Source organism: Pseudomonas sp. 06C 126 (assembly GCF_001855215.1).
Taxonomy (GTDB): domain Bacteria; phylum Pseudomonadota; class Gammaproteobacteria; order Pseudomonadales; family Pseudomonadaceae; genus Aquipseudomonas; species Aquipseudomonas proteolytica.
Window position 1 is genome coordinate 60,211 of the sequence record NZ_MIFU01000130.1, and the last position, 19,289, is coordinate 79,499.

Genomic DNA, 19,289 nt, shown 5'->3' on the forward strand with positions numbered 1-19,289 from the left:
TTGCATTATCGACACGGAACACCAATGGCCAAACGCCAGCTCAACCGTCGCCAAAACTGGCGCATCGAAAAGATCCAGGGTGAACGCGCTGCCCGCGCCGCCAAACGTGAGTCCTCTGCCGTGGAAGCGCTGGAGGGCGGCGACCTGGGACCCGAGCAAACGGGCCTGGTAATCGCGCACTTTGGGGTACAGGTCGAAGTCGAGGCGCTGGAAGGCGAACTGGCGGGCCAGGTTTCCCGCTGCCACCTGCGCGCCAACCTGCCGGCGCTGGTAACCGGCGACAAAGTCGTCTGGCGTGCCGGCAACCAGGGCATCGGGGTGATCGTTGCGCAACTGCCGCGCACCACCGAACTGCGTCGCCCCGACAGCCGTGGCCAGCTCAAGCCGGTAGCGGCCAACGTCGACATGATTGTCATCGTCTTCGCTCCGCTGCCCGAGCCCCACGCCAACCTGATCGACCGCTACCTGGTGGCCGCCGAACACGCGGGCATCCGCCCCCTGCTGCTGCTGAACAAATTCGACTTGATCGACGAACAAAACGCTCCGGCGCTGAATGCGCTGCTCGCGGTTTATCGGCAGTTGGGTTACCCGGTGCTGGAAGTCTCCGCGCACCATGGCAATGGCATGGAACAACTGCAACAGCAGTTGGACGGGCGCATCAGCGTGTTCGTCGGCCAGTCGGGCGTGGGCAAGTCATCGCTGGTCAACAGCCTGCTACCGGAAGTCGAGACCCGCGTCGGTCCGCTGTCGGAACTGTCCGGCCAGGGCACGCACACCACCACCACCGCACGCCTGTTTCACTTCCCGGGCGGGGGCGAGTTGATCGACTCACCGGGCATCCGTGAGTTCGGCCTGGGGCACGTCAGCCGCAGCGATGTGGAAGCCGGCTTTATCGAGTTCAACGACTTGATCGGCACCTGCCGCTTCCGCGACTGCAAGCATGACCGCGAGCCGGGCTGCGCCTTGCTCAAGGCGCTGGAAGACGGGCGCGTGCAGCAGCAGCGGATGAACAGCTATCGCTCGATCATCGCCAGCTTGCCAGAGAGCAGCTATTAAGTTGTAGGCACACGCATGTGTGGGAGCGGGCTTGCCCGCGAAAGCGGTGGGTCAGCCAACCTCAATGTTTACTGGGCCGACGTCTTCGCGGGCAAGCCCGCTCCCACACAAGCCCGCTCCTACACAAAGCGCATCAGCTCCCGGCCGGGGCTTCTCCGGGAGCCTTCACCCCACCCTCATCAAACAGATTGAGCTTCTGGCGCAACTCATGCGCTGGCAACGGCTGCTGCTCTGGCGGCAGGGCGTTCGGGTCCACCGGCACTTCACCCGGTGCGCCGTCGCCTTGGGTCGGCACCGGCGGCGTGGGTACCTGATCACCTTCAATCGCACGCTGGGCCTTCTTGGTCAGCACGACGATATCAATGCGCCGGTTGACCGGGTTGAACGGGTCCTGGACATCAAACAGCTGCGATGAAGCAAAACCCACCACGCGCGCTACCTGGGTATCCGGATAACTGCCGGCCACCAGGGCACGACGCGCAGCGTTGGCACGGTTGGCCGACAGCTCCCAGTTGCCGAAATCACCCAGGCCCGAATAAGGCTTGGCATCGGTGTGGCCGCTGACGCTGATCTTGTTCGGCACCGCCTTGATGGTGTCGGCCATGGCCAGCAGGATGTCTTCGAAGTAAGGCTTCAAGCGCGCACTGCCAGAATCGAACATCGGGCGGTTAGCCGCATCCATGATCTGGATACGCAGACCATCCGGGGTGATCTGGAAGTGGATCTGGTCCTTGAATTTTTGCAGTTGCGGGTTCTCATCCACCTTGTTCTGCAACTCTTGCAGCAACAACTCCAGGCGCTCCTGCTCGACCTGTTCAGCCATGCTTTCGACGGTCTGGCGTTCGATCGGGATGTTTTCCTGGGGCGCTTCGGTTTGCACTTCCGGGTTGATGGTGCGCTCGGGAGCCAACTCAGGCGAACCACCCAGGTCGATCACAAACGGCGTACCACTCTCGGAGAAGCCGATGGGATCCTTGAAATAACCGGCAATGGCGATCTTCTGTTCAGGGGTGGCAGTGGACATCAGCCACAGCACCAGGAAGAACGCCATCATCGCCGTCGCAAAGTCGGCGAACGCGATTTTCCAGGCACCGCCGTGGTGCCCGGCAGCGAAGCGCTTGACGCGCTTGATGATGATTGGCTGGTTGTTTTCCATGGCTTAGCGACCGCGAACTGCTTGTTCCAGCTCGGCAAAGCTCGGACGGTGCTTCGGATACAACACCTTGCGCCCGAATTCCACGGCCAGGGACGGCGGCATGCCCGAAGCGGATGCCACCAGCGACGCCTTGATGGCTTCGTAGATATTGAGCTCTTCCTTGGCATCGTGGGCCAGGGAGGTGGCCAGCGGACCAAAGAAACCATAAGCGGCGAGAATACCAAAGAAGGTCCCCACCAACGCCGCACCAACGTGCATGCCGATCGCGGCCTGGTCGCCTTCGCCCAGGGACGCCATGGTCACCACGATACCCAGTACCGCCGCGACAATACCGAAGCCGGGCATGCCGTCGGCGATGCCGGTCACGGCGTGGGATGGGTGTTCGAGTTCTTCCTTGAGGCTGAACAGTTCCATGTCGAACAAGCCTTCCAGCTCGTGCGGGGCCATATTGCCGGAGGACATGATGCGCAGGTAGTCGCAGATGTAGGCCGTCATGCGGTCGTCTTTGAGCACGGCCGGGTACTTGGCGAAGATCGGGCTCGCCGCGGCGTCCTCGATATCAGCTTCGATAGCCATCATGCCTTCACGGCGGCTCTTGTTGAGGATCTCGTAGACCAGGCCCAGCACTTCCAGGTAGAACGTGTGGGAAAAGCGCGAGCTGAACATGCCCAGCGACTTTTTGACCACGTGCATGGTCATGTAGCCTGGGTTAGCCTGCAGGAAAGCGCCAAACGCCGCACCGCCGATGATCAGCACTTCGAAGGGCTGGATCAGCGCAGCAATTTTACCGTGGGACAGAACGTATCCGCCGAGCACGCTTGCGATGACGACGATGATGCCGATAATTTTAGCCATAGGGGATGAGTACTTGCGCCGTCGGGTTCATGGACATATTCGGAAGATCTAAAAACTCTTCTTCTACTTATCGGCAAAACTGCGCCAGACTATAGCCCGTTAAGGCGAAAAGCCAGTTCGGCCCGCTCCGGGCGTGTTGACCGCAAGTGATGATCGCGCCCCAATCATGGCAAACGAAACGACAGTCCCAACTACAAAACCCAACTCTCTGGCCGGCTGGATAAAGCGCCTGGACGAGATTCACCTGCCCGTCCCGCAAGCGAGCCACATGGCCGTGTGCAAGGCCATCGGCGACAGCCGCCGTTCGTTGCGAGATATTGCAGAGCTGATGCAAGACAGCCCGGCACTGGTCCTGAGCGTCATGCGCGAAGCCAACAACCAGGCCCACGGCAGCCTGGCGGAACCCGCAGAAAACCTTGAAGTGGCGATCAACCGCCTCGGCCTCAAGCGCACCGAAGAATTGCTCGCACGCCTGCCGTCAGTGCCACTCAATGAAATCCCCGTGGCCCTGCGCCAACTGCAACTGATCAGCCAACATGCCTCGCAGCAAGCCAGCGGCCTGTTCGCCAGCCGCCTGGCGCGCCTTTGGCAGGATATCCATTGGGGCAGCCTGCTGTTTCTCTCGCCGCTGTGGCCGATGGCCGTGGCCTACCCCAAGCTCCTGGAAGAATGGGAACTGCGGGTGATCCACAAGGGCCAGTCGGCACGCAAGGTCGAGCAGGAGTTGTTTGGTGTGCGCCTGCTGGAGCTGTGCCTGGGGCTGACCGAGGCCTGGCGCCTGCCGATCTGGGTGTCCCAGGGCTACCAACTGCTGCTCAAGGAACAACGTTTGCTGGTCAAGGCCCTGCACATCGCCCGCGATGAAGTGCCGCTGAGCCAGCAGCAAAAACTCGATGACGACCCCGCGTTGCGCCGCTGGCTGAACCAGCCGGCCAACACCGTGCTCCTGGCCAATGGCATGGCACTGGCGGCGCAAGAGTCCTGGACCTGCCCGCACACCCAGCGCTGGCAGTACCTCACGGCGCTGTACCTGCAACAACCGCTGGCCGATGTGCAGCAGCAAGTGCACCAACAGGCCGCCATCAGCGCCCGCCATACCCTGACTCCAGGCCTCTGGCATCCAGCGCTGGCGCTGATCTGGCCATGGCATGTGCAGCGTGTGCATCGCGGCCTGCTGCCAGCACCACCGCCCACAGCCGAAGCCCTGGCGATCTGGCGCAAGCGGTGCAGCGAGTTGCTGGTAGAGCCGAGCCGCTTCGCCAACGCCATGCACTTGACCACCTGCGCCAAGGAGGCCCTGGTGGCCAGCGGCATGCAGCGCGTCATGCTGCTGATGGCCGACAAGGCCCTGACCATGTTGCGCGTGCATCAGGTCGACGGCCTGCCCAAGGACGCCGCCAACCTGAGCCTTGAGACCGCACAAAGCACGCTGCTGCAACGCTTGCTGGAGAAATCTGCACAAGTGCGCCTGACCCCGGACAATCACGCACAATTCGCGGCGCTGCTGCCTGCCTCCGTGCGCCGCCTGTTCGTGGGCGAGCACCTGCTGTTGCGCTCCCTGAGCTGTAACGGCCGGGTGGTGATGTTGATGATTGCCGACCAGGGCGGCGGGCCGTTCTCCGAAACCACCGTGCAGGCCTTCGGCAAAACCGCCCAATGCATCGAGAAAGCCCTGCACTGCTTTACCAACCGCACCACCTGATGCTTGCGTTACAATCGCCCTCTTTTATCGCCCAAACCTAGTGCCCGGGAGACCTCACATGCCTGACTTTTCTGGCTTGCCGCTGGTGATCGAGCCCAGCGATCTGCTGGGTCGCCTCGCCGCCGAGCAGTTGATTCTGGTGGACCTCACCAGCGCCGCCCGTTATGCCCAAGGGCATATCCCCGGCGCGCACTTCGTTGATCCCAAGCGCACCCAACTGGGCCAGCCACCCGCGCCGGGGCTGTTGCCGGCCAAGGCCGACCTGGAAAAGCTGTTCGGCGAACTGGGCCACACCCCGGACGCCACCTACGTGGTGTACGACGACGAGGGCGGCGGCTGGGCCGGGCGGTTCATCTGGTTGCTCGACGTGATCGGCCACAAGAAGTATCACTACCTCGATGGCGGCCTGCTGGCGTGGCTGGATGAACAGCATCCGGTGTCCACCGAGGCCGTTGCCGCCGTCGCCGGGCCGGTCAGCCTGACCCTGCACGACGAGCCCACCGCCACCCGCGAGTACCTGCAAAGCCGCCTCGGCGCTGCCGACCTGGGGATCTGGGATGCACGCGGGCCGCTGGAGTACTCGGGGGAGAAAGTCCTTGCGGCCAAGGGCGGGCATATTCCCGGCGCAGTGAACTTCGAATGGACTGCGGGCATGGACACGGCGCGCAACCTGCGAATCCGCCGCGACATGCCGCAGATCCTCGAAAGCCTGGGCCTGACCAAAGACAAAGAAATCATTACCCACTGCCAGACTCACCACCGTTCTGGCTTCACCTACCTGGTGGCCAAGGCGCTCGGTTATCCGCGAGTCAAAGGTTATGCCGGTTCCTGGGGCGAATGGGGCAACCACCCCGACACCCCCGTCGAGATTTAAGGTTTAAGGACAGTTCATGAAAAAGCGTTTGTTTATCCTCAGCCAGTACCTGCTGCCCCATCACCTGCTGTCGCGCCTGGCCGGCTGCATTGCCGAGTGCCGCGTGCGCTGGTTCAAGAATGCCTTCACCACCTGGTTCGCCAAACGTTACCAAGTGGATATGTCCCAGGCACTGGTGGAGGACGTGACCGCTTACGAGCACTTCAACGCCTTCTTCACCCGCGCCCTGAAAGATGGCGCGCGCCCATTGGACCCGACCCCGGGCGCGGTGTTGAGCCCGGCAGACGGCGCAGTCAGCCAACTCGGCCCGATTGAACACGGGCGCGTGTTCCAGGCCAAGGGCCACAGTTTCAGCGTGCTGGAATTGCTCGGTGGCGACGCGGCCGTTGCTGCGCCCTTCATGGGCGGTGACTTTGCCACCATCTACCTGTCGCCGAAGGACTACCACCGCGTGCACATGCCATTGGCCGGCACCCTGCGGGAAATGGTCTACGTGCCAGGGCGGATTTTCTCGGTCAACCAGACCACCGCCGAAAACGTGCCGGAGTTGTTTGCGCGTAATGAGCGAGTTGTCTGCCTGTTCGATACCGAACGCGGCCCGATGGCCGTGGTATTGGTGGGCGCGATGATTGTGGCGTCGATCGAGACCGTATGGGCTGGGTTGGTAACACCCCCCAAGCGCGAGTTGAAAACCTTCCGTTACGACGAAGCCGCCCGTGCGCCGATCCACCTGGAAAAAGGTGCGGAACTGGGGCGCTTCAAGCTTGGCTCCACGGCGATCGTGCTGTTTGGCCCGGACCAGGTGCAGTGGGCGCAAGAGCTGGCGGCAGGCACGCCGGTGCAGATGGGCCAGGGTATCGCGCTGCCAAAGGCCTGATCCCCCAGCAGATTTGAAGCTGCAACCCAATCAATGTGGGAGCTGGCTTGCCTGCGATGACGATGGTAAATCCAACACCGCTATCGCAGGCAAGCCAGCTCCCACATTTTCGATCCCATTCCTACAAGGGGATCGGGTGCTTATAGTTGGCCGTCGCGGTCGCGAAAGCCCAACAGGTACAGCACACCGTCCAACCCCAACGTCGAAATCGCCTGCTTGGCCGACTGCTTGACCAACGGCTTGGCACGGAACGCTACACCCAACCCGGCGATAGCCAGCATCGGCAAGTCGTTGGCACCGTCGCCGACCGCAATGGTCTGCTCCAGACGCAAACCTTCCTTGTGCGCCAACTCCTTGAGCAAGTCAGCCTTGCGCTGCGCGTCGACAATCGGCTCGACCGCCACGCCCGTCACCTTGCCATCCACTACTTCCAGCTCGTTGGCGAACACATAGTCGATGCCCAGCTTGGCCTGCAATTGCTTGGCGAAGTAGGTAAAGCCGCCCGACAGAATCGCCGTCTTGTAGCCCAGGCGCTTGAGCTCGGCGAACAGGGTCTCGGCACCTTCGGTCAAGCGCAGGGATGCACCGATGGAGTCCAGCACGCTGACGTCCAGGCCCTTGAGCAGCGCCAGGCGCTCCTTGAAGCTGGCGCGGAAATCCAACTCACCCGCCATGGCGCGCTCGGTGATCGCAGAGACTTGCTCGCCAACGCCCGCCGCCTTGGCCAACTCGTCGATGACTTCGGCTTCGATCAGGGTCGAGTCCATGTCGAATACCGCCAGGCGGCGATTGCGCCGGAACAGCGAGTCTTCCTGGAAGGCGATATCGACGTTCAACTCCTGGGCGACGCTGAGAAACTCGGCGCGCAAGGCCTGCGGATCGGCCGGCTCGCCACGCACAGAAAACTCGATACAGCCCTTGCCCTGGTCCGCCGGCATATCCAGCGGCATACGGCCCGACAAACGGTCGATATGATCGATATTCAGGCCATATTGCGCGGTGATCGAACTGACCCGCTGCAATTGCTCAGCGGTCACCCGGCGCGTCAACAGCGTGACGATATGGCGTTTTTTACCTTGGCCGGCCACCCAATGCTGGTAATCCTCTTCGGAGACCGGGGTGAAACGTACCTGCTGATCCAGCTTATAGGCCGTAAACAGGATGTCCTTGAGCACGGACGAGGCTTGCTCAGTGCTCGGGATCTCGACCAGGATGCCGAACGACAGGGTGTCGTGGATCACGGCCTGGCCGATATCGAGAATGGTCACACCACCCTGGGCGAGGACACCAGTAATGGCTGCGGTAAGACCCGGACGGTCCTCACCTGTGATGTTAATCAGGACAATTTCGCGCAAAGCGCACCCCCGGGCTGGAAAAAAACCGCATTCTACCCACTTTCAGTGACCATCGGGCACAGCCAGCGCTTTGCCGGTCTTGGGCCTGTCGCTATACTGCGCGTCAACTTCACGGACCAAGAGCCGAGCGCAAGTGAACCGGCCCACGCCAGTAAAAACCGATAACTTCTTCCTGCTGATCTTCCGGGCACTGCGCCACCGCCGTGTACCGATCGCATTACGCATCGCCAGCCATAACGTGATCCTGGTCGCCTTGGCCCTGGTGATCTATGCGTGCGTGATGGGTTTGCAGTTCAAACAGGCCATGCACGAGCAAGCCGACGCCCTGGGCGAGAGCTTGACGACCCAGACCGCCACCTCGGCGACTGAGTTGCTGGTGTCCAACGACATCCTCAGCCTCAACGTGCTGCTCAACAACCTGACCAAGAACCCGCTGGTGGCCCACGCGGCCATCTACAGCGTGGACAACCGGATCATGGCCGAAGCCGGGCAACGCCCGAAGAACGGCCTGCTGGGTGAAGCCGAAGGCCTGTACCAGAGCAATATCACGTTTCAGGATGTGAAAGCCGGCCAACTGCGCATCAGCCTGGACATGCAACAGTTCCAGCAGCCGATGACCATCAGCCTGCAAAGCATGGGCATCCTCAGCGCGATCCTGCTGGCCTTGGCCCTGGCCTTGAGCCTGCGCCTGGGCCGGCATATCTCCACGCCCCTGATGCAATTGCGCATCTGGCTGCGCGATATCGACGAGCACACCCCGGCCACTGACCGCCAGGATGAAATCGGCGACCTTGCCCGCCAGTTGCACACCAGCTTCGCTCCAGAGCCGGTGGTACAGGAGGTCGAGCCTGAACCGGAGTTTGACGACGCCGATTACGACGACGAACCCGAGTTTGAAGTGCGCAACCTGCGTGACCCGAGCTTCGACGAGTCGGCGCCGGTGGCCGGCCTCAAGCCAGTACCGCGCACAGTCATCAAGGCCGACGAAGACAGCCTGGACGATGACGACCCGTTTGCCGACCTGCGTGACGACTCAACGCCTGCAACGTTGCCGACACCGACACCTGCCGTCTCCCAGAACACCCAGCCACAGCACAGCGCCGTACTGGCCGTGCAACTGGGCGCCCAGGACCAACTGCGCCGCCTGCCCCGTGCACGCCTGACCGAACTGCTGGAACGCTACCGCGACTGCCTCGACCAGGCTGCCTCGCTGTATCAGAGCGAGCTGCACACCCTGAACGACGGCAGCACCTTGATGCTGTTCCACAGCGAAGACAGCGGTGAAGACTACCTGACCAATGCCATCTGCTGCGGCGAGCTGCTCCGGGCCCTGGGCCATGCGTTGCAAATTGAAGTCGCTGACAGCGGTATCACCCTGCAACTGCAACTGGGCCTGACCCTGGGCGACGACCTGTATGGCATGAGCCAGATCGACCTGCTGCTGACCGAAAACGCCCAGGACGCCCTGGCCTTGTCGCAACACAGCCGCAACTTGCTGCTGGTGGAGCGCAAGATCAGCGACGACGCGCTGATCCGCCAACGCGCGCGCATCCGCCCGATTGCCAGCCCGGAAGGCGCGTGCTGTGTAGAGCGGTTGATGGAGCCTTATCCGTCGATGCTGGAGCGCCAGTTGGCGCGGATGCATGAGACCCGCAACAAGGGGTGAATTCTCCCCCAATAAAAAGCCCACCCATGATCACTCATGGGTGGGCTTTTTATTGGCTCTGTGTAGGAGCGAGCTTGCTCGGGAAGATCGTCAACGTTAACGCGCTTATCCTGAATGAGCACGTTGCCCTTGAGTTTTTCGCGAGCAAGCTCGCTCCTACAGGGGGCTGTTACCTCAGAAGCGGAACACTTCCATGTCGGTGCGAATCGGCGAAGCCATTGGGATCTTCGGCTTTTCCGGGGCTGCCGGCTTGGCGGGTGCCGGGGCCTGTTTGCGCGGGGCTTCGGCAATCGGTGGCTGGTTGGCCAATGGCTTGAGGGCTACCGACAGCTGTTCTGCCAAACGCTGCAACAACACGCCCTGGGCCTGGACCTGGGAGGCCGTGCTGCCAGCATGCTGCTCCTGCAGATGCACGATGCGGTTGTCCCGCACCTGGCCGCGGCGGTCGATCAGGCGCCATTGCGCGTCAAGGATGGCCGGCTGCGACGCCCCGGAATCCAGGCGCGTGATGGTCAGCAAGACCTGCACATCGGGCGAGAAGCTGGTGGGCGCCGGCGACAGCACCACACGCTGGCTGTCCAGGTGGCCAGCCACCTGGCGCAGCATCAACTGGTTGATATCCGACGACAGGCTACCGGCCCAACGGCCGTCGATGGAGCCTTGCAGGCTGCCATCGTCCTGGCGTTGCAGCAGGGTTTCACGTTGCAGGTAATCGGCAACCACGACCGGCCCGAGCAACACCGCCATGCCAGCACTTTGCGCTGGTTGCGCAGGATTTCCGCTATCCAGCTGGTACAGCGACACCGGCTGGTGCGTGGTGCAGCCCGCCAACCCCAAAAGGCCAGCGAGCATCAAAAATAAAGGAAGGCGTGGAGCAGTCATCATCCCATCCAGGTGGCTGCCACAAGGCAAACCACAATGTAATACTAAAAATAACCTATACGCGCTCAGCCACGCCGGCGCTGGAAAGGCCATATCATCCGTGAATATGCGCCATGACTCCAGCGCGAAAGCGCCGATCTACGCGTTAAATCGTAGATCGGGCGCTCTATATCGCTTTAAGCAGGCGTTTCTACCAGCAATGCATCTACCCGCTGGAAGCCACGGGGCAATTTATTCCCACGGCGTCCACGTTCGCCCTTGTAGTGCTCCAGGTCGTCGGGACGCAGGGACAACGTGCGCTTGCCGGCCTGCAGCACCAGGGTCGAGCCTTCCGGGATCACTGCGATGTCGGTCACATACTCTTCGCGACTGGCCACCCGCTCCCCTGGGATACCAATGATCTTGTTGCCCTTGCCCTTGCCCAACTGCGGCAAGTCGCTGATCTTGAACACCAGCAAGCGCCCTTCGGTGGTCACCGATGCCAGCCAATTGCCTTCGCGGTCCTCGACCGGACGCGGCAAGATCACCTTGGCGTTGTTCGGCAGGCTCAACAGGGCCTTGCCTGCCTTGTTCTTGGCCTGCAAGTCCTCGCCCTTGACCACGAAACCGTAGCCAGCGTCGGAGGCGATGACGTACAGCGAGTCATCATCAGGCAGCAATACACATTCAAAACTTGCCCCTGGCGGTGGCGCCAGGCGACCGGTCAAGGGTTCGCCCTGGCCTCGTGCAGACGGCAGGGTATGAGCCGGCACCGAATAACTGCGCCCAGTGGAGTCGATAAACACCGCAAACTGGTTGGAGCGCCCGGCCGCAGCAGTCTTGAATCCATCACCGGCCTTGTACGACAGGCCAGTGGCGTCAATATCATGCCCCTTGGCGGAGCGAACCCAACCCTTTTCCGACAGAACGACGGTAATTTTCTCGTTGGGCAACAGCTCGGTTTCGGTCAGGGCCTTGGCCTCGGCGCGCTCGACAATCGGCGAGCGGCGGTCGTCGCCATAGGTTTCTGCATCTTTGATCAATTCGCTGCGCACCAGCTTCTTGAGCTTGGCTTCGCTACCCAGCAGCGCTTGCAGCTTGGCTTGCTCCTTGAGCAAGGCGTCCTGCTCGTCGCGCAACTTCATCTCTTCCAGGCGCGCCAACTGACGCAAACGGGTATCGAGGATGTAGTCGGCCTGGATCTCGCTCAGCTCGAAACGCGCGATCAACTCGGCTTTCGGGTGCTCGGCGGTACGGATGATATGGATCACTTCATCCAGGTTGAGGTAAGCGATCAGCAAGCCGTCCAACAGGTGCAGGCGACGCTCGACCTTGTCCAACCGGAACTGCAAGCGGCGGCGTACGGTATTGACCCGGAACTCCAGCCACTCCACCAGCAGGTTGCGCAGGTTTTTCAGTTGCGGCTTGCCGTCCAGGCCAATGATGTTGACGTTGACCCGGTAACTGGATTCCAGCTCGGTGCTGGCAAACAGGTGCTGCATCAGCACTTCATGATCGACCCGGCTGTTGGTCGGAATGATCACGATGCGGCACGGGTTTTCGTGGTCGGATTCGTCACGCAGGTCAGCGACTTGCGGCAGCTTCGACGGCTTGGCCTGCATCAGCGCGGCAATCTGTTCCAGCACTTTGGCGCCGGAGACCTGGTGCGGCAAGGCGGTGACGATGATGTCGCCATCTTCGATGTGGTACACGGCACGCATACGCACCGAGCCCTTGCCGGTCTCGTACATTTTCAGCAGGTCGGCGCGCGGCGTGATGATTTCCGCTTCGGTCGGGTAATCCGGGCCCTGGATATGCTCGCACAGCTGCTCGACCGTGGCCTTGGGCTCATCGAGCAGACGCACGCAGGCGGTGGCGACTTCGCGCAGGTTATGCGGCGGTACGTCGGTGGCCATGCCCACGGCGATACCGGTGGTGCCGTTGAGCAGGATATTGGGCAGGCGCGCCGGCAAGACCAGCGGTTCGTCGAGGGTGCCGTCGAAGTTCGGGCCCCAGTCTGCGGTGCCCTGGCCCAGCTCGCTGAGCAGTACTTCGGAGTAGCGCGACAGCCGCGCCTCGGTGTAACGCATGGCGGCGAAGGACTTGGGATCGTCCGGCGCACCCCAGTTACCCTGGCCATCGACCAGGGTGTAGCGGTAGCTGAACGGCTGGGCCATCAGCACCATGGCTTCGTAGCACGCCGAGTCGCCGTGGGGGTGGAACTTGCCGAGCACGTCACCGACGGTACGCGCCGACTTCTTGTGCTTGGAGTCCGCGTCCAGGCCCAACTCACTCATGGCGTAGATAATGCGCCGCTGTACCGGCTTCAAGCCGTCGCCGATATGCGGCAAGGCACGGTCCATGATCACGTACATGGAGTAGTTGAGGTAGGCATTTTCGGTGAAGTCAGCCAGCGACCGGCGTTCTACGCCGTCTAAGCTGTCTGCAAGGATGTCACTCATGCGGGCCTCATCATTGTCTGGTCTGGCGCAGCAGCATGGTGCCGCCGCGCTGGGTAAATTCAAGTTGTTTCAATGCGCTCATGCCCAACAGCACTTGCTCGCCACCCAGGCCCGGCGCCACCAGGGCGCGTACGTCCTGCAGGACGATATCGCCCAGTTGCAGGCGCTCCAGGTGGGTGCGATAGCCCTGGCTGCGGCCGTTGGCGGTGCTCAAGGTCACCGGCAAACCGCGCTTGAGCCCCAGGCGTTCGGCCAACTCGGCCGGTACCGCCACGTCGGTGGCGCCGGTATCGAGCATGAAATCCACCGGCTGGCCGTTGATCTGGCCAGTGGCGACAAAATGACCCTGGCCGTTGCCGACCAGTTTCACTTCTATATAACCCGCGTGTTGCTGCGAGGTGACCACGGCGTTGGGGTTTTCCTGACGCGCTTCCCATTGCCCAAAAAACCGTGTTGCCAGAAACAGCCCGGCGCCCCACGCCACGAACATCAATATGCGTCCGGCGCGCTTGCCAGGCGGCTGCGTACTCATGGCTGGGCACTCCAACCACCGGCCGGAGCAGCAAAACGATAGACCATCGGGCGTTTTTCACCGTCGGCCCGGGTGCCGAAGTTATTGTCGATGCCAATCCAGGCTCCATCGGCGTCAATCAGCAAGGCTTCTGCCAGGCCGTAGCTCTGGGCGTAACGTCGATTGGGCTGCAGCGCCTCGTCGGCGTACGACCAGCACAACTCGACCTTGGCCGTCACGCTGTCGCGCCGGCAGACCTGGAACGCATTGCGCTCCAAGGTAAACAACTTGCCATTGAACAGCGCCAGGTCGGCAAAGTCCTTGGACACCGCCTTGGCGCCCGGAAACTGCGCCGGCTGCATTTCCTGGCCGGCTTCGCTCAACAGTACGCAGGGGCCGTCGCAATCCCAAACGCTCTGCCCACGCTTGATCGAAATCAGCCCGCGCCGCTCACGCTCGGCCGCCAGCCAGATCTGATTGCCCTCGGGATTGACCGCCAGCCCTTCAAACAACGCATTGAAGTGCAGCAGCAAGCCACTGGCCCGCGCCTCGCGAACCATGCCAGGGGCAATCTTCAGCCACTCGGGATCGCCGCTTGCCGGCACTTGCAGCACCGCCGCGTGGGCTTCGCTGACGATATAACGATTACCGACGGCGTCACAGCTGATGCCTTCAAAATCCAGGTCGCCACCACGAATCACCGAAGCCGCCGTGGTGCGTGCGCGCAAGCCCCAGGGCAGGCCCGATTCAGGCACCGGCGGCACGTCGATCTTTACCGTCTCGGCCTGCCAGGTCTCGGCGCGGGTATCGAGGCGGTAGATCTGGTCGTCGTCGCGGTCAGAGACCGTCCACAACTCCTTGCCACACAAGGCCAGGCCCGACAGGTTACCGCCGCGCATGCCGTCTACCGGGTGTTCGGACAGCAGCTTGAGCTCGACCGCAGGCTGGGCCACGACCTGGGTCGCTGCCAACCCGCTCAACAACAGTATCGCCAGGGCGAAACCGCTGCGCATCAGCCCAATACCTCGGCCAGGTTGCCTTTGGACTCCAGCCAGGCCTTACGGTCGCCGGCGCGCTTCTTGGCCAGCAACATGTCCATCATTTCCGAGGTCGCGGCGTAGTCTTCCAGGGTCAACTGCACCAGGCGTCGGGTGTTCGGGTCCATGGTGGTTTCCCGCAGTTGCGGTGGGTTCATTTCACCCAGGCCCTTGAATCGAGTGACTTGCGGCTTGCCACGCTTCTTCTCGGCCACCAGGCGATCGAGGATGCCGTCGCGCTCGGCTTCGTCCAGGGCGTAGTAGATTTCTTTGCCCAGGTCGATACGGTACAGCGGCGGCATCGCCACGTAGACGTGACCGGCATCCACCAGCGGGCGGAAATGCTGGACGAACAGGGCGCAGAGCAAGGTCGCAATGTGCAAGCCGTCGGAGTCGGCGTCGGCGAGGATGCAGATCTTGCCGTAGCGCAACTGGCTCATGTCCTCGGCGCCGGGATCCACGCCAATGGCCACGGCGATGTTGTGCACTTCCTGGCTGGCGAGCACTTCGCTGCCGTCGACTTCCCAGGTATTGAGGATCTTGCCGCGCAGCGGCAGGATCGCCTGGAACTCCTTGTCCCGTGCCTGCTTGGCCGAACCGCCGGCGGAATCACCTTCCACCAGGAACAGCTCGGAGCGCATCGGGTCCTGCCCGGCGCAGTCCGCCAGCTTACCGGGCAACGCCGGGCCCTGGGTGATGCGCTTGCGCTCGACCTTTTTGCTGGCCTTGAGGCGACGCCCGGCGTTGTTGATCGCCAACTCGGCCAGGGCCAGGCCCAGTTCCGGATGCTCGTTGAGCCACAGGCTGAAAGCATCCTTGACCACACCCGAGACAAACGCCGCCGCCTCACGGGACGACAGGCGCTCCTTGGTCTGGCCGGAGAATTGCGGCTCCTGCATTTTCATCGACAGAACGAAGGCGATGCGCTCCCAGACGTCTTCCGGCGCCAGCTTCACGCCGCGCGGCAACAGGCTGCGGTACTCGCAGAATTCGCGCATGGCATCCAGCAGGCCCTGGCGCAGACCGTTGACGTGAGTACCGCCTTGGGCTGTGGGGATCAGGTTGACGTAGCTTTCCTGGACACTGTCGCCACCCTCGGGCAACCACAGCAAGGCCCAGTCCACGGCCTCCTTGTTACCGGCCAGGCTGCCGCAGAAGGGTTCGTTGGGCAGGCGTTCGAAGTCGCTGACCGAGTCTTCCAGATAGGAGCGCAGGCCGTCTTCGTAGTGCCACTCGACCTTTTCGCCGGTGCCTTTATCTTCAAAACTGACCAGCAGGCCCGGGCACAACACGGCCTTGGCCTTGAGTACGTGCTTGAGGCGGCTGATGGAGAATTTCGGGGAATCGAAGTATTTCGGATCCGGCGCGAAGTACACGCTGGTCCCGGTATTGCGCTTGCCGACAGTGCCGACGACTTCCAGCTCGGTGGCCTTGTAGCCATCGGCGAAGGTCATCTGGTATTCGTTGCCGTCGCGCTTGACCTTGACCCGCACTTGCGTGGACAGGGCGTTGACCACGGAAATACCCACACCGTGCAAGCCGCCGGAGAATTGGTAGTTCTTGTTGGAAAACTTGCCGCCGGCGTGGAGCTTGGTGAGGATCAGCTCGACACCCGACACGCCCTCTTCGGGGTGGATATCCACCGGCATGCCGCGCCCGTCGTCGGACACTTCCAGGGAATGGTCGGCGTGCAGAATGACCTGGACCGACTTGGCGTGCCCGGCCAAGGCTTCGTCGACGCTGTTGTCGATGACTTCCTGGGCAAGGTGGTTCGGCCGACTGGTGTCGGTGTACATGCCGGGGCGTTTGCGCACCGGGTCGAGGCCCGAGAGGACTTCGATGGCGTCGGCGTTATAAGAGCTAGCGCTGGGAGTGGCCATGGGGTCTCGTCGTGAGTCGTTCGATTAAAAAGTAACCTGCGGTTTCACAATGCGGTGAAATCGAAGGATTGGTACTGATCTGCGCCAATGCCGGCAAAACTCAACAGGGCCGGTAACTGTCGGCCAAAGCCCTGGTAACCGTGGTCGCCGCCAGCCTGGATACGCAAGGCACAGGCCCGGTAATACTGCTCGGCGAGGCGATAATCCAGTGTTTCGTCCCCGGTCTGCAACCACACCTGATAGCGCTGGGCATCCTGGGGCGCTGCAACCTCAAGCTCAGCCAGGGCCGCGACGTGATCGTGGGTCAATTCCCAGGTCTCATCGGTGTAAAGGTTCTTCTGGGTGCCCAGGTAACCGTCGAACATGCGATGGGGGCTGACCGCCGGGTTGACCAACAGGGCCTTGAGGCCATGGCGTTCGGCAAGATGGGTTGCATAGTAGCCGCCGAGTGAGCTGCCGACCAGCAGCGGCCGCCCCAGCTCGCCGATCGCCTGCTCCAACTGGGCAATCGCCTGGCGTGGATGGTGATGCAGGGCCGGCACCCGCAGTTGGTCGGCCAGCCCGAGACTGTCCATCACGCCCATCAGGTAGCTGGCCTTGGTCGAGGCCGGCGCGCTGTTGAAACCGTGGATATACAAGATCGAAGCGGACATGCCGGGCTCTCCGTGCGTTATCGGCCAAAGGGGCGCAGTTTACAGGGAATGACGCGGTGTGAGCAGGGTTACTGCCGAACGCGGCCTGCCAGGGGTGTGGGAGCGGGCTTGCCCGCGATGGCGCTATATCAGTGATAGATTTGTTGGCTGACCCACCGCAATCGCGGGCAAGCCCGCTCCTACATTTTGATGTGTGTTTGCAGGTTTAGTAGCCGTTGCTGCCGTAATCCACGGTAAAGGTGAAGCCTTCGACCCGCTCTACCCCAGTTTCCAGCCGCCCGTCCGGGTGCAGACGCAGCCAACGATAGCCAGGCGCCTGTTCGCTGACCTTGAAATCCTCACTGCCGGGGGCGAACTGGATGCAGGTGGACGGCGACGCCAGCAAGCGCACGCCATTACGCTGGCGGTCGATCTCCTGGTGCACATGCCCCCACAGCACCGCCCGCACCTGGGGAAAACGGTCGAGCACGGCAAACAGCGCCTCGGGGTTGCGCAAACCGATGGGCTCCATCCAGGCACAGCCGATGGGCACGGGGTGATGATGGAAGCAGACCAGATGATGGCGACCCGGCGCTTCACTCAAGGCTTGCGCCAGCAATTGCAGTTGCGGCTCGGCCAGATAGCCCGGCACCGAGCCCGGCACGGCGGAGTCCAGCAAGGTAATGCGCCAGTTGCCCACATCCACCACCGACTCCAGCAACGCGCTGCCCATGGTCGCCTGGGCCATGACCTGCGGCTCATCGTGATTGCCCGGAATCCAGCGCGCCGGGGCGCCAATCTGCTGGCTCAGGTCGCGAAATAGTTGGTAGGACTCAAGCGTACCGTCCTGGGACAAGTCGCCGGTGGCCAGCAGCAAATCAATCTGCGGTTGCCGGGCCCGCACCAGCTCGATCACCCGTTGCAGGCTGTCGCGGGTATTCATGCCCAGCAGCGTGCCGTCGGCCTCGGCAAACAGGTGGCTGTCAGACAGTTGCACCAGCAACGCCGGCGCATCGGGGTTCACGGTGGATACGCTCGGCAAGGCGTTCTCCCAGGGCAATCACATAAATGGACAATGGGTGCAATTATGCTGGGGCAGGACACAAAGAGGAAAGCCGTCAAACGCACGCCGTCGAACGCTATCGGACGACTTCAAACTCATGGCCCAGGGCCAGGCAATGACTCAACCATTCACCGAGGAACACATTGAGCTGTGCTTTCTCATCGGGCTGGTGCATGAACATATTGGGGTAAGGATAGATGCTGCGAAAGCGCCGTGCATGTTCGGCGCTGACCACTTCGGCCATTCGCGCATCGTGATACACCTGCACTTCCAGCTGCGGCACCGGCAGCCACGGCAGGCTGTGCTCCTGGCGCACGCGCAGGGTGCTGGTGTACGGGCAAGTGAGGATGACTTCCAGGGTCAGCACGCCGAGCATCTGGTCACCGTGGGTCACGGCGATCCGTCGTGCTTCGGGCGTATGGCGCATGTCCGGCAACAGGCGCATCAGCCGCGCATAGTTGGCCTCGCAAGCGGCTTGCAAGCCGATCAGGTCGACCCGGTAGCGTTCCCGTGCCTTTACTGCCATAACCCCCTCACTTCCGCGCGATTAAGCGCAAGCCATTGCAGGGCGATAATGCTGGCTGCGTTGGAAATTTTACCGTCGCGTACCGCTTGCAGGGCATCTTCAAAGGCCCACACGGTAACGCGGATATCTTCTGCTTCTTCGGCCAGGCCATGGATACCGCCAGCACCGCTACTGTCGCAACGTCCCAAAAACAGGTGGACGAATTCGGTGCTGCCCCCCGGCGACGGGAAATACTTGGTGATCGGCCATAGCGCAGAGAAGGTCAGCCCAGCTTCCTCCTCGGCTTCGCGGTGCGCAACCTCCTCCGGTTGCTCGTCTTTGTCGATCAGACCGGCAACCATCTCCACCAACCATGGATTGTCGGTGCGGCCCATGGCGCCAACCCGGAACTGCTCGATCAACACCACTTCATCGCGTTGCGCATCGTAGGGCAGGACACAGACGGCATCGTGGCGGACAAAAATCTCGCGGCTGATCACCGGGCTCATGCCGCCGTCGAACAGCTCGTGGCGCAGCTGTACACGATCAAGCTTGTAGAAGCCCTGGTAGGCATTGTCGCGCTGAACCACTTCAAATCTGTTCGGCGTCGATTTCGCACTGTCGGTCATATCAACCCTCGTTTATTGCGGTGTGTGTCTCGGCATCGCGCCATCCTACAGCGCCCGCGCCCGTCGGTGCAGCCCCTTTCCTGTTGCCGGGACAGGCGGCGGCGGTCAAACTCACTGTAATCAGCTTAGTGGCGAACTGACTGGGATGCCGACAGTCGAAGCCCCATA

General features: G+C 62.1%; 17 protein-coding genes. 5 read left to right on the forward strand and 12 right to left on the reverse strand.

The annotated features are described in order from the left end of the window. Positions 1-24 precede the first annotated feature (24 nt). Positions 25-1,056 carry a small ribosomal subunit biogenesis GTPase RsgA gene (gene rsgA, locus BHC62_RS24490; RefSeq protein WP_029299566.1) on the forward strand — a complete coding sequence of 344 codons (1,032 nt, stop codon included), beginning with the start codon at positions 25-27 and terminating at the stop codon, positions 1,054-1,056. Between the two features lie 133 nt (positions 1,057-1,189). Here the strand turns inward: rsgA and motB are convergent, their stop codons facing one another. Together motB and motA are read right to left on the reverse strand one after the other, a co-directional pair. Beyond that, positions 1,190-2,212 (reverse strand): flagellar motor protein MotB, encoded by a 1,023-nt coding sequence (motB, locus tag BHC62_RS24495; RefSeq protein ID WP_029299134.1) that lies wholly within the window; start codon positions 2,210-2,212, stop codon positions 1,190-1,192. Positions 2,213-2,215: 3 nt separating this feature from the next. Continuing rightward, positions 2,216-3,067: a flagellar motor stator protein MotA gene (gene motA, locus BHC62_RS24500; RefSeq protein ID WP_029299136.1), complete on the reverse strand. Its 852-nt coding sequence runs from the start codon at positions 3,065-3,067 to the stop codon at positions 2,216-2,218. A 166-nt stretch (positions 3,068-3,233) separates the two neighbouring features. Here motA and BHC62_RS24505 point away from each other — a divergent pair, with 166 nt between their 5' ends. From BHC62_RS24505 to asd, 3 genes are read left to right on the forward strand one after another with little or no spacing between them, the layout of a single operon-like run. Next, positions 3,234-4,769 carry an HDOD domain-containing protein gene (locus BHC62_RS24505; protein ID WP_029299137.1) on the forward strand — a complete coding sequence of 512 codons (1,536 nt, stop codon included), beginning with the start codon at positions 3,234-3,236 and terminating at the stop codon, positions 4,767-4,769. A 58-nt stretch (positions 4,770-4,827) separates the two neighbouring features. Beyond that, complete coding sequence (locus BHC62_RS24510; RefSeq protein ID WP_070996439.1) at positions 4,828-5,643, forward strand: rhodanese-like domain-containing protein; 816 nt, start codon at positions 4,828-4,830, stop codon at positions 5,641-5,643. Between the two features lie 16 nt (positions 5,644-5,659). After that, positions 5,660-6,520 (forward strand): archaetidylserine decarboxylase, encoded by an 861-nt coding sequence (gene asd, locus BHC62_RS24515; RefSeq protein WP_070996440.1) that lies wholly within the window; start codon positions 5,660-5,662, stop codon positions 6,518-6,520. Between the two features lie 140 nt (positions 6,521-6,660). Here the strand turns inward: asd and serB are convergent, their stop codons facing one another. Then, complete coding sequence (gene serB / locus BHC62_RS24520) at positions 6,661-7,875, reverse strand: phosphoserine phosphatase SerB (RefSeq protein ID WP_029299142.1); 1,215 nt, start codon at positions 7,873-7,875, stop codon at positions 6,661-6,663. Between the two features lie 133 nt (positions 7,876-8,008). On the opposite strand from serB, the gene BHC62_RS24525 reads away from it, so the two are divergent. After that, entirely contained in the window at positions 8,009-9,541 is a 1,533-nt protein-coding gene (locus tag BHC62_RS24525) for an AhpA/YtjB family protein (RefSeq protein WP_029299144.1), read from the forward strand. Positions 9,542-9,715: 174 nt separating this feature from the next. Here the strand turns inward: BHC62_RS24525 and BHC62_RS24530 are convergent, their stop codons facing one another. From BHC62_RS24530 to BHC62_RS24570, 9 genes are all read right to left on the reverse strand, one after another. Further along, positions 9,716-10,423: a membrane integrity-associated transporter subunit PqiC gene (locus BHC62_RS24530; RefSeq protein WP_029299146.1), complete on the reverse strand. Its 708-nt coding sequence runs from the start codon at positions 10,421-10,423 to the stop codon at positions 9,716-9,718. A gap of 176 nt (positions 10,424-10,599) precedes the next feature. Then, entirely contained in the window at positions 10,600-12,864 is a 2,265-nt protein-coding gene (parC, locus tag BHC62_RS24535; protein WP_057437367.1) for a DNA topoisomerase IV subunit A, read from the reverse strand. Between the two features lie 10 nt (positions 12,865-12,874). Continuing rightward, complete coding sequence (locus BHC62_RS24540) at positions 12,875-13,396, reverse strand: TIGR02281 family clan AA aspartic protease (RefSeq protein ID WP_029299149.1); 522 nt, start codon at positions 13,394-13,396, stop codon at positions 12,875-12,877. Beyond that, positions 13,393-14,388: an esterase-like activity of phytase family protein gene (locus tag BHC62_RS24545; RefSeq protein ID WP_070996441.1), complete on the reverse strand. Its 996-nt coding sequence runs from the start codon at positions 14,386-14,388 to the stop codon at positions 13,393-13,395. Before BHC62_RS24545 ends, BHC62_RS24540 begins: the two co-directional genes overlap by 4 nt. Further along, complete coding sequence (gene parE / locus BHC62_RS24550; protein ID WP_032862074.1) at positions 14,388-16,292, reverse strand: DNA topoisomerase IV subunit B; 1,905 nt, start codon at positions 16,290-16,292, stop codon at positions 14,388-14,390. Before parE ends, BHC62_RS24545 begins: the two co-directional genes overlap by 1 nt. A 44-nt stretch (positions 16,293-16,336) precedes the next feature. After that, entirely contained in the window at positions 16,337-16,945 is a 609-nt protein-coding gene (locus BHC62_RS24555; RefSeq protein ID WP_029299153.1) for a YqiA/YcfP family alpha/beta fold hydrolase, read from the reverse strand. A gap of 205 nt (positions 16,946-17,150) precedes the next feature. Further along, positions 17,151-17,966, reverse strand: a complete 816-nt coding sequence (gene cpdA, locus BHC62_RS24560; RefSeq protein WP_029299155.1) for a 3',5'-cyclic-AMP phosphodiesterase — start codon at positions 17,964-17,966, stop codon at positions 17,151-17,153. A gap of 97 nt (positions 17,967-18,063) precedes the next feature. After that, complete coding sequence (locus BHC62_RS24565) at positions 18,064-18,513, reverse strand: DUF1249 domain-containing protein (protein ID WP_029299156.1); 450 nt, start codon at positions 18,511-18,513, stop codon at positions 18,064-18,066. Continuing rightward, positions 18,504-19,121, reverse strand: coding sequence for an NUDIX domain-containing protein (locus tag BHC62_RS24570; RefSeq protein WP_070996442.1), 618 nt, complete (start codon positions 19,119-19,121; stop codon positions 18,504-18,506). Before BHC62_RS24570 ends, BHC62_RS24565 begins: the two co-directional genes overlap by 10 nt. Between the last annotated feature and the right edge of the window lie 168 nt (positions 19,122-19,289).

Bases quoted from the DNA above. Each gene is read 5' to 3' on its own strand.
- BHC62_RS24505 (WP_029299137.1), top strand. From the start codon at position 3,234: ATGGCAAACGAAACGACAGTCCCAACTACAAAACCCAACTCTCTGGCC.
- motA (WP_029299136.1), bottom strand. From the start codon at position 3,067: ATGGCTAAAATTATCGGCATCATCGTCGTCATCGCAAGCGTGCTCGGC.
- BHC62_RS24570 (WP_070996442.1), bottom strand. From the start codon at position 19,121: ATGACCGACAGTGCGAAATCGACGCCGAACAGATTTGAAGTGGTTCAG.
- BHC62_RS24555 (WP_029299153.1), bottom strand. From the start codon at position 16,945: ATGTCCGCTTCGATCTTGTATATCCACGGTTTCAACAGCGCGCCGGCC.
- rsgA (WP_029299566.1), top strand. From the start codon at position 25: ATGGCCAAACGCCAGCTCAACCGTCGCCAAAACTGGCGCATCGAAAAG.
- parC (WP_057437367.1), bottom strand. From the start codon at position 12,864: ATGAGTGACATCCTTGCAGACAGCTTAGACGGCGTAGAACGCCGGTCG.
- BHC62_RS24565 (WP_029299156.1), bottom strand. From the start codon at position 18,513: ATGGCAGTAAAGGCACGGGAACGCTACCGGGTCGACCTGATCGGCTTG.
- BHC62_RS24540 (WP_029299149.1), bottom strand. From the start codon at position 13,396: ATGAGTACGCAGCCGCCTGGCAAGCGCGCCGGACGCATATTGATGTTC.
- parE (WP_032862074.1), bottom strand. From the start codon at position 16,292: ATGGCCACTCCCAGCGCTAGCTCTTATAACGCCGACGCCATCGAAGTC.
- motB (WP_029299134.1), bottom strand. From the start codon at position 2,212: ATGGAAAACAACCAGCCAATCATCATCAAGCGCGTCAAGCGCTTCGCT.
- asd (WP_070996440.1), top strand. From the start codon at position 5,660: ATGAAAAAGCGTTTGTTTATCCTCAGCCAGTACCTGCTGCCCCATCAC.
- BHC62_RS24510 (WP_070996439.1), top strand. From the start codon at position 4,828: ATGCCTGACTTTTCTGGCTTGCCGCTGGTGATCGAGCCCAGCGATCTG.
- BHC62_RS24545 (WP_070996441.1), bottom strand. From the start codon at position 14,388: ATGCGCAGCGGTTTCGCCCTGGCGATACTGTTGTTGAGCGGGTTGGCA.
- BHC62_RS24530 (WP_029299146.1), bottom strand. From the start codon at position 10,423: ATGACTGCTCCACGCCTTCCTTTATTTTTGATGCTCGCTGGCCTTTTG.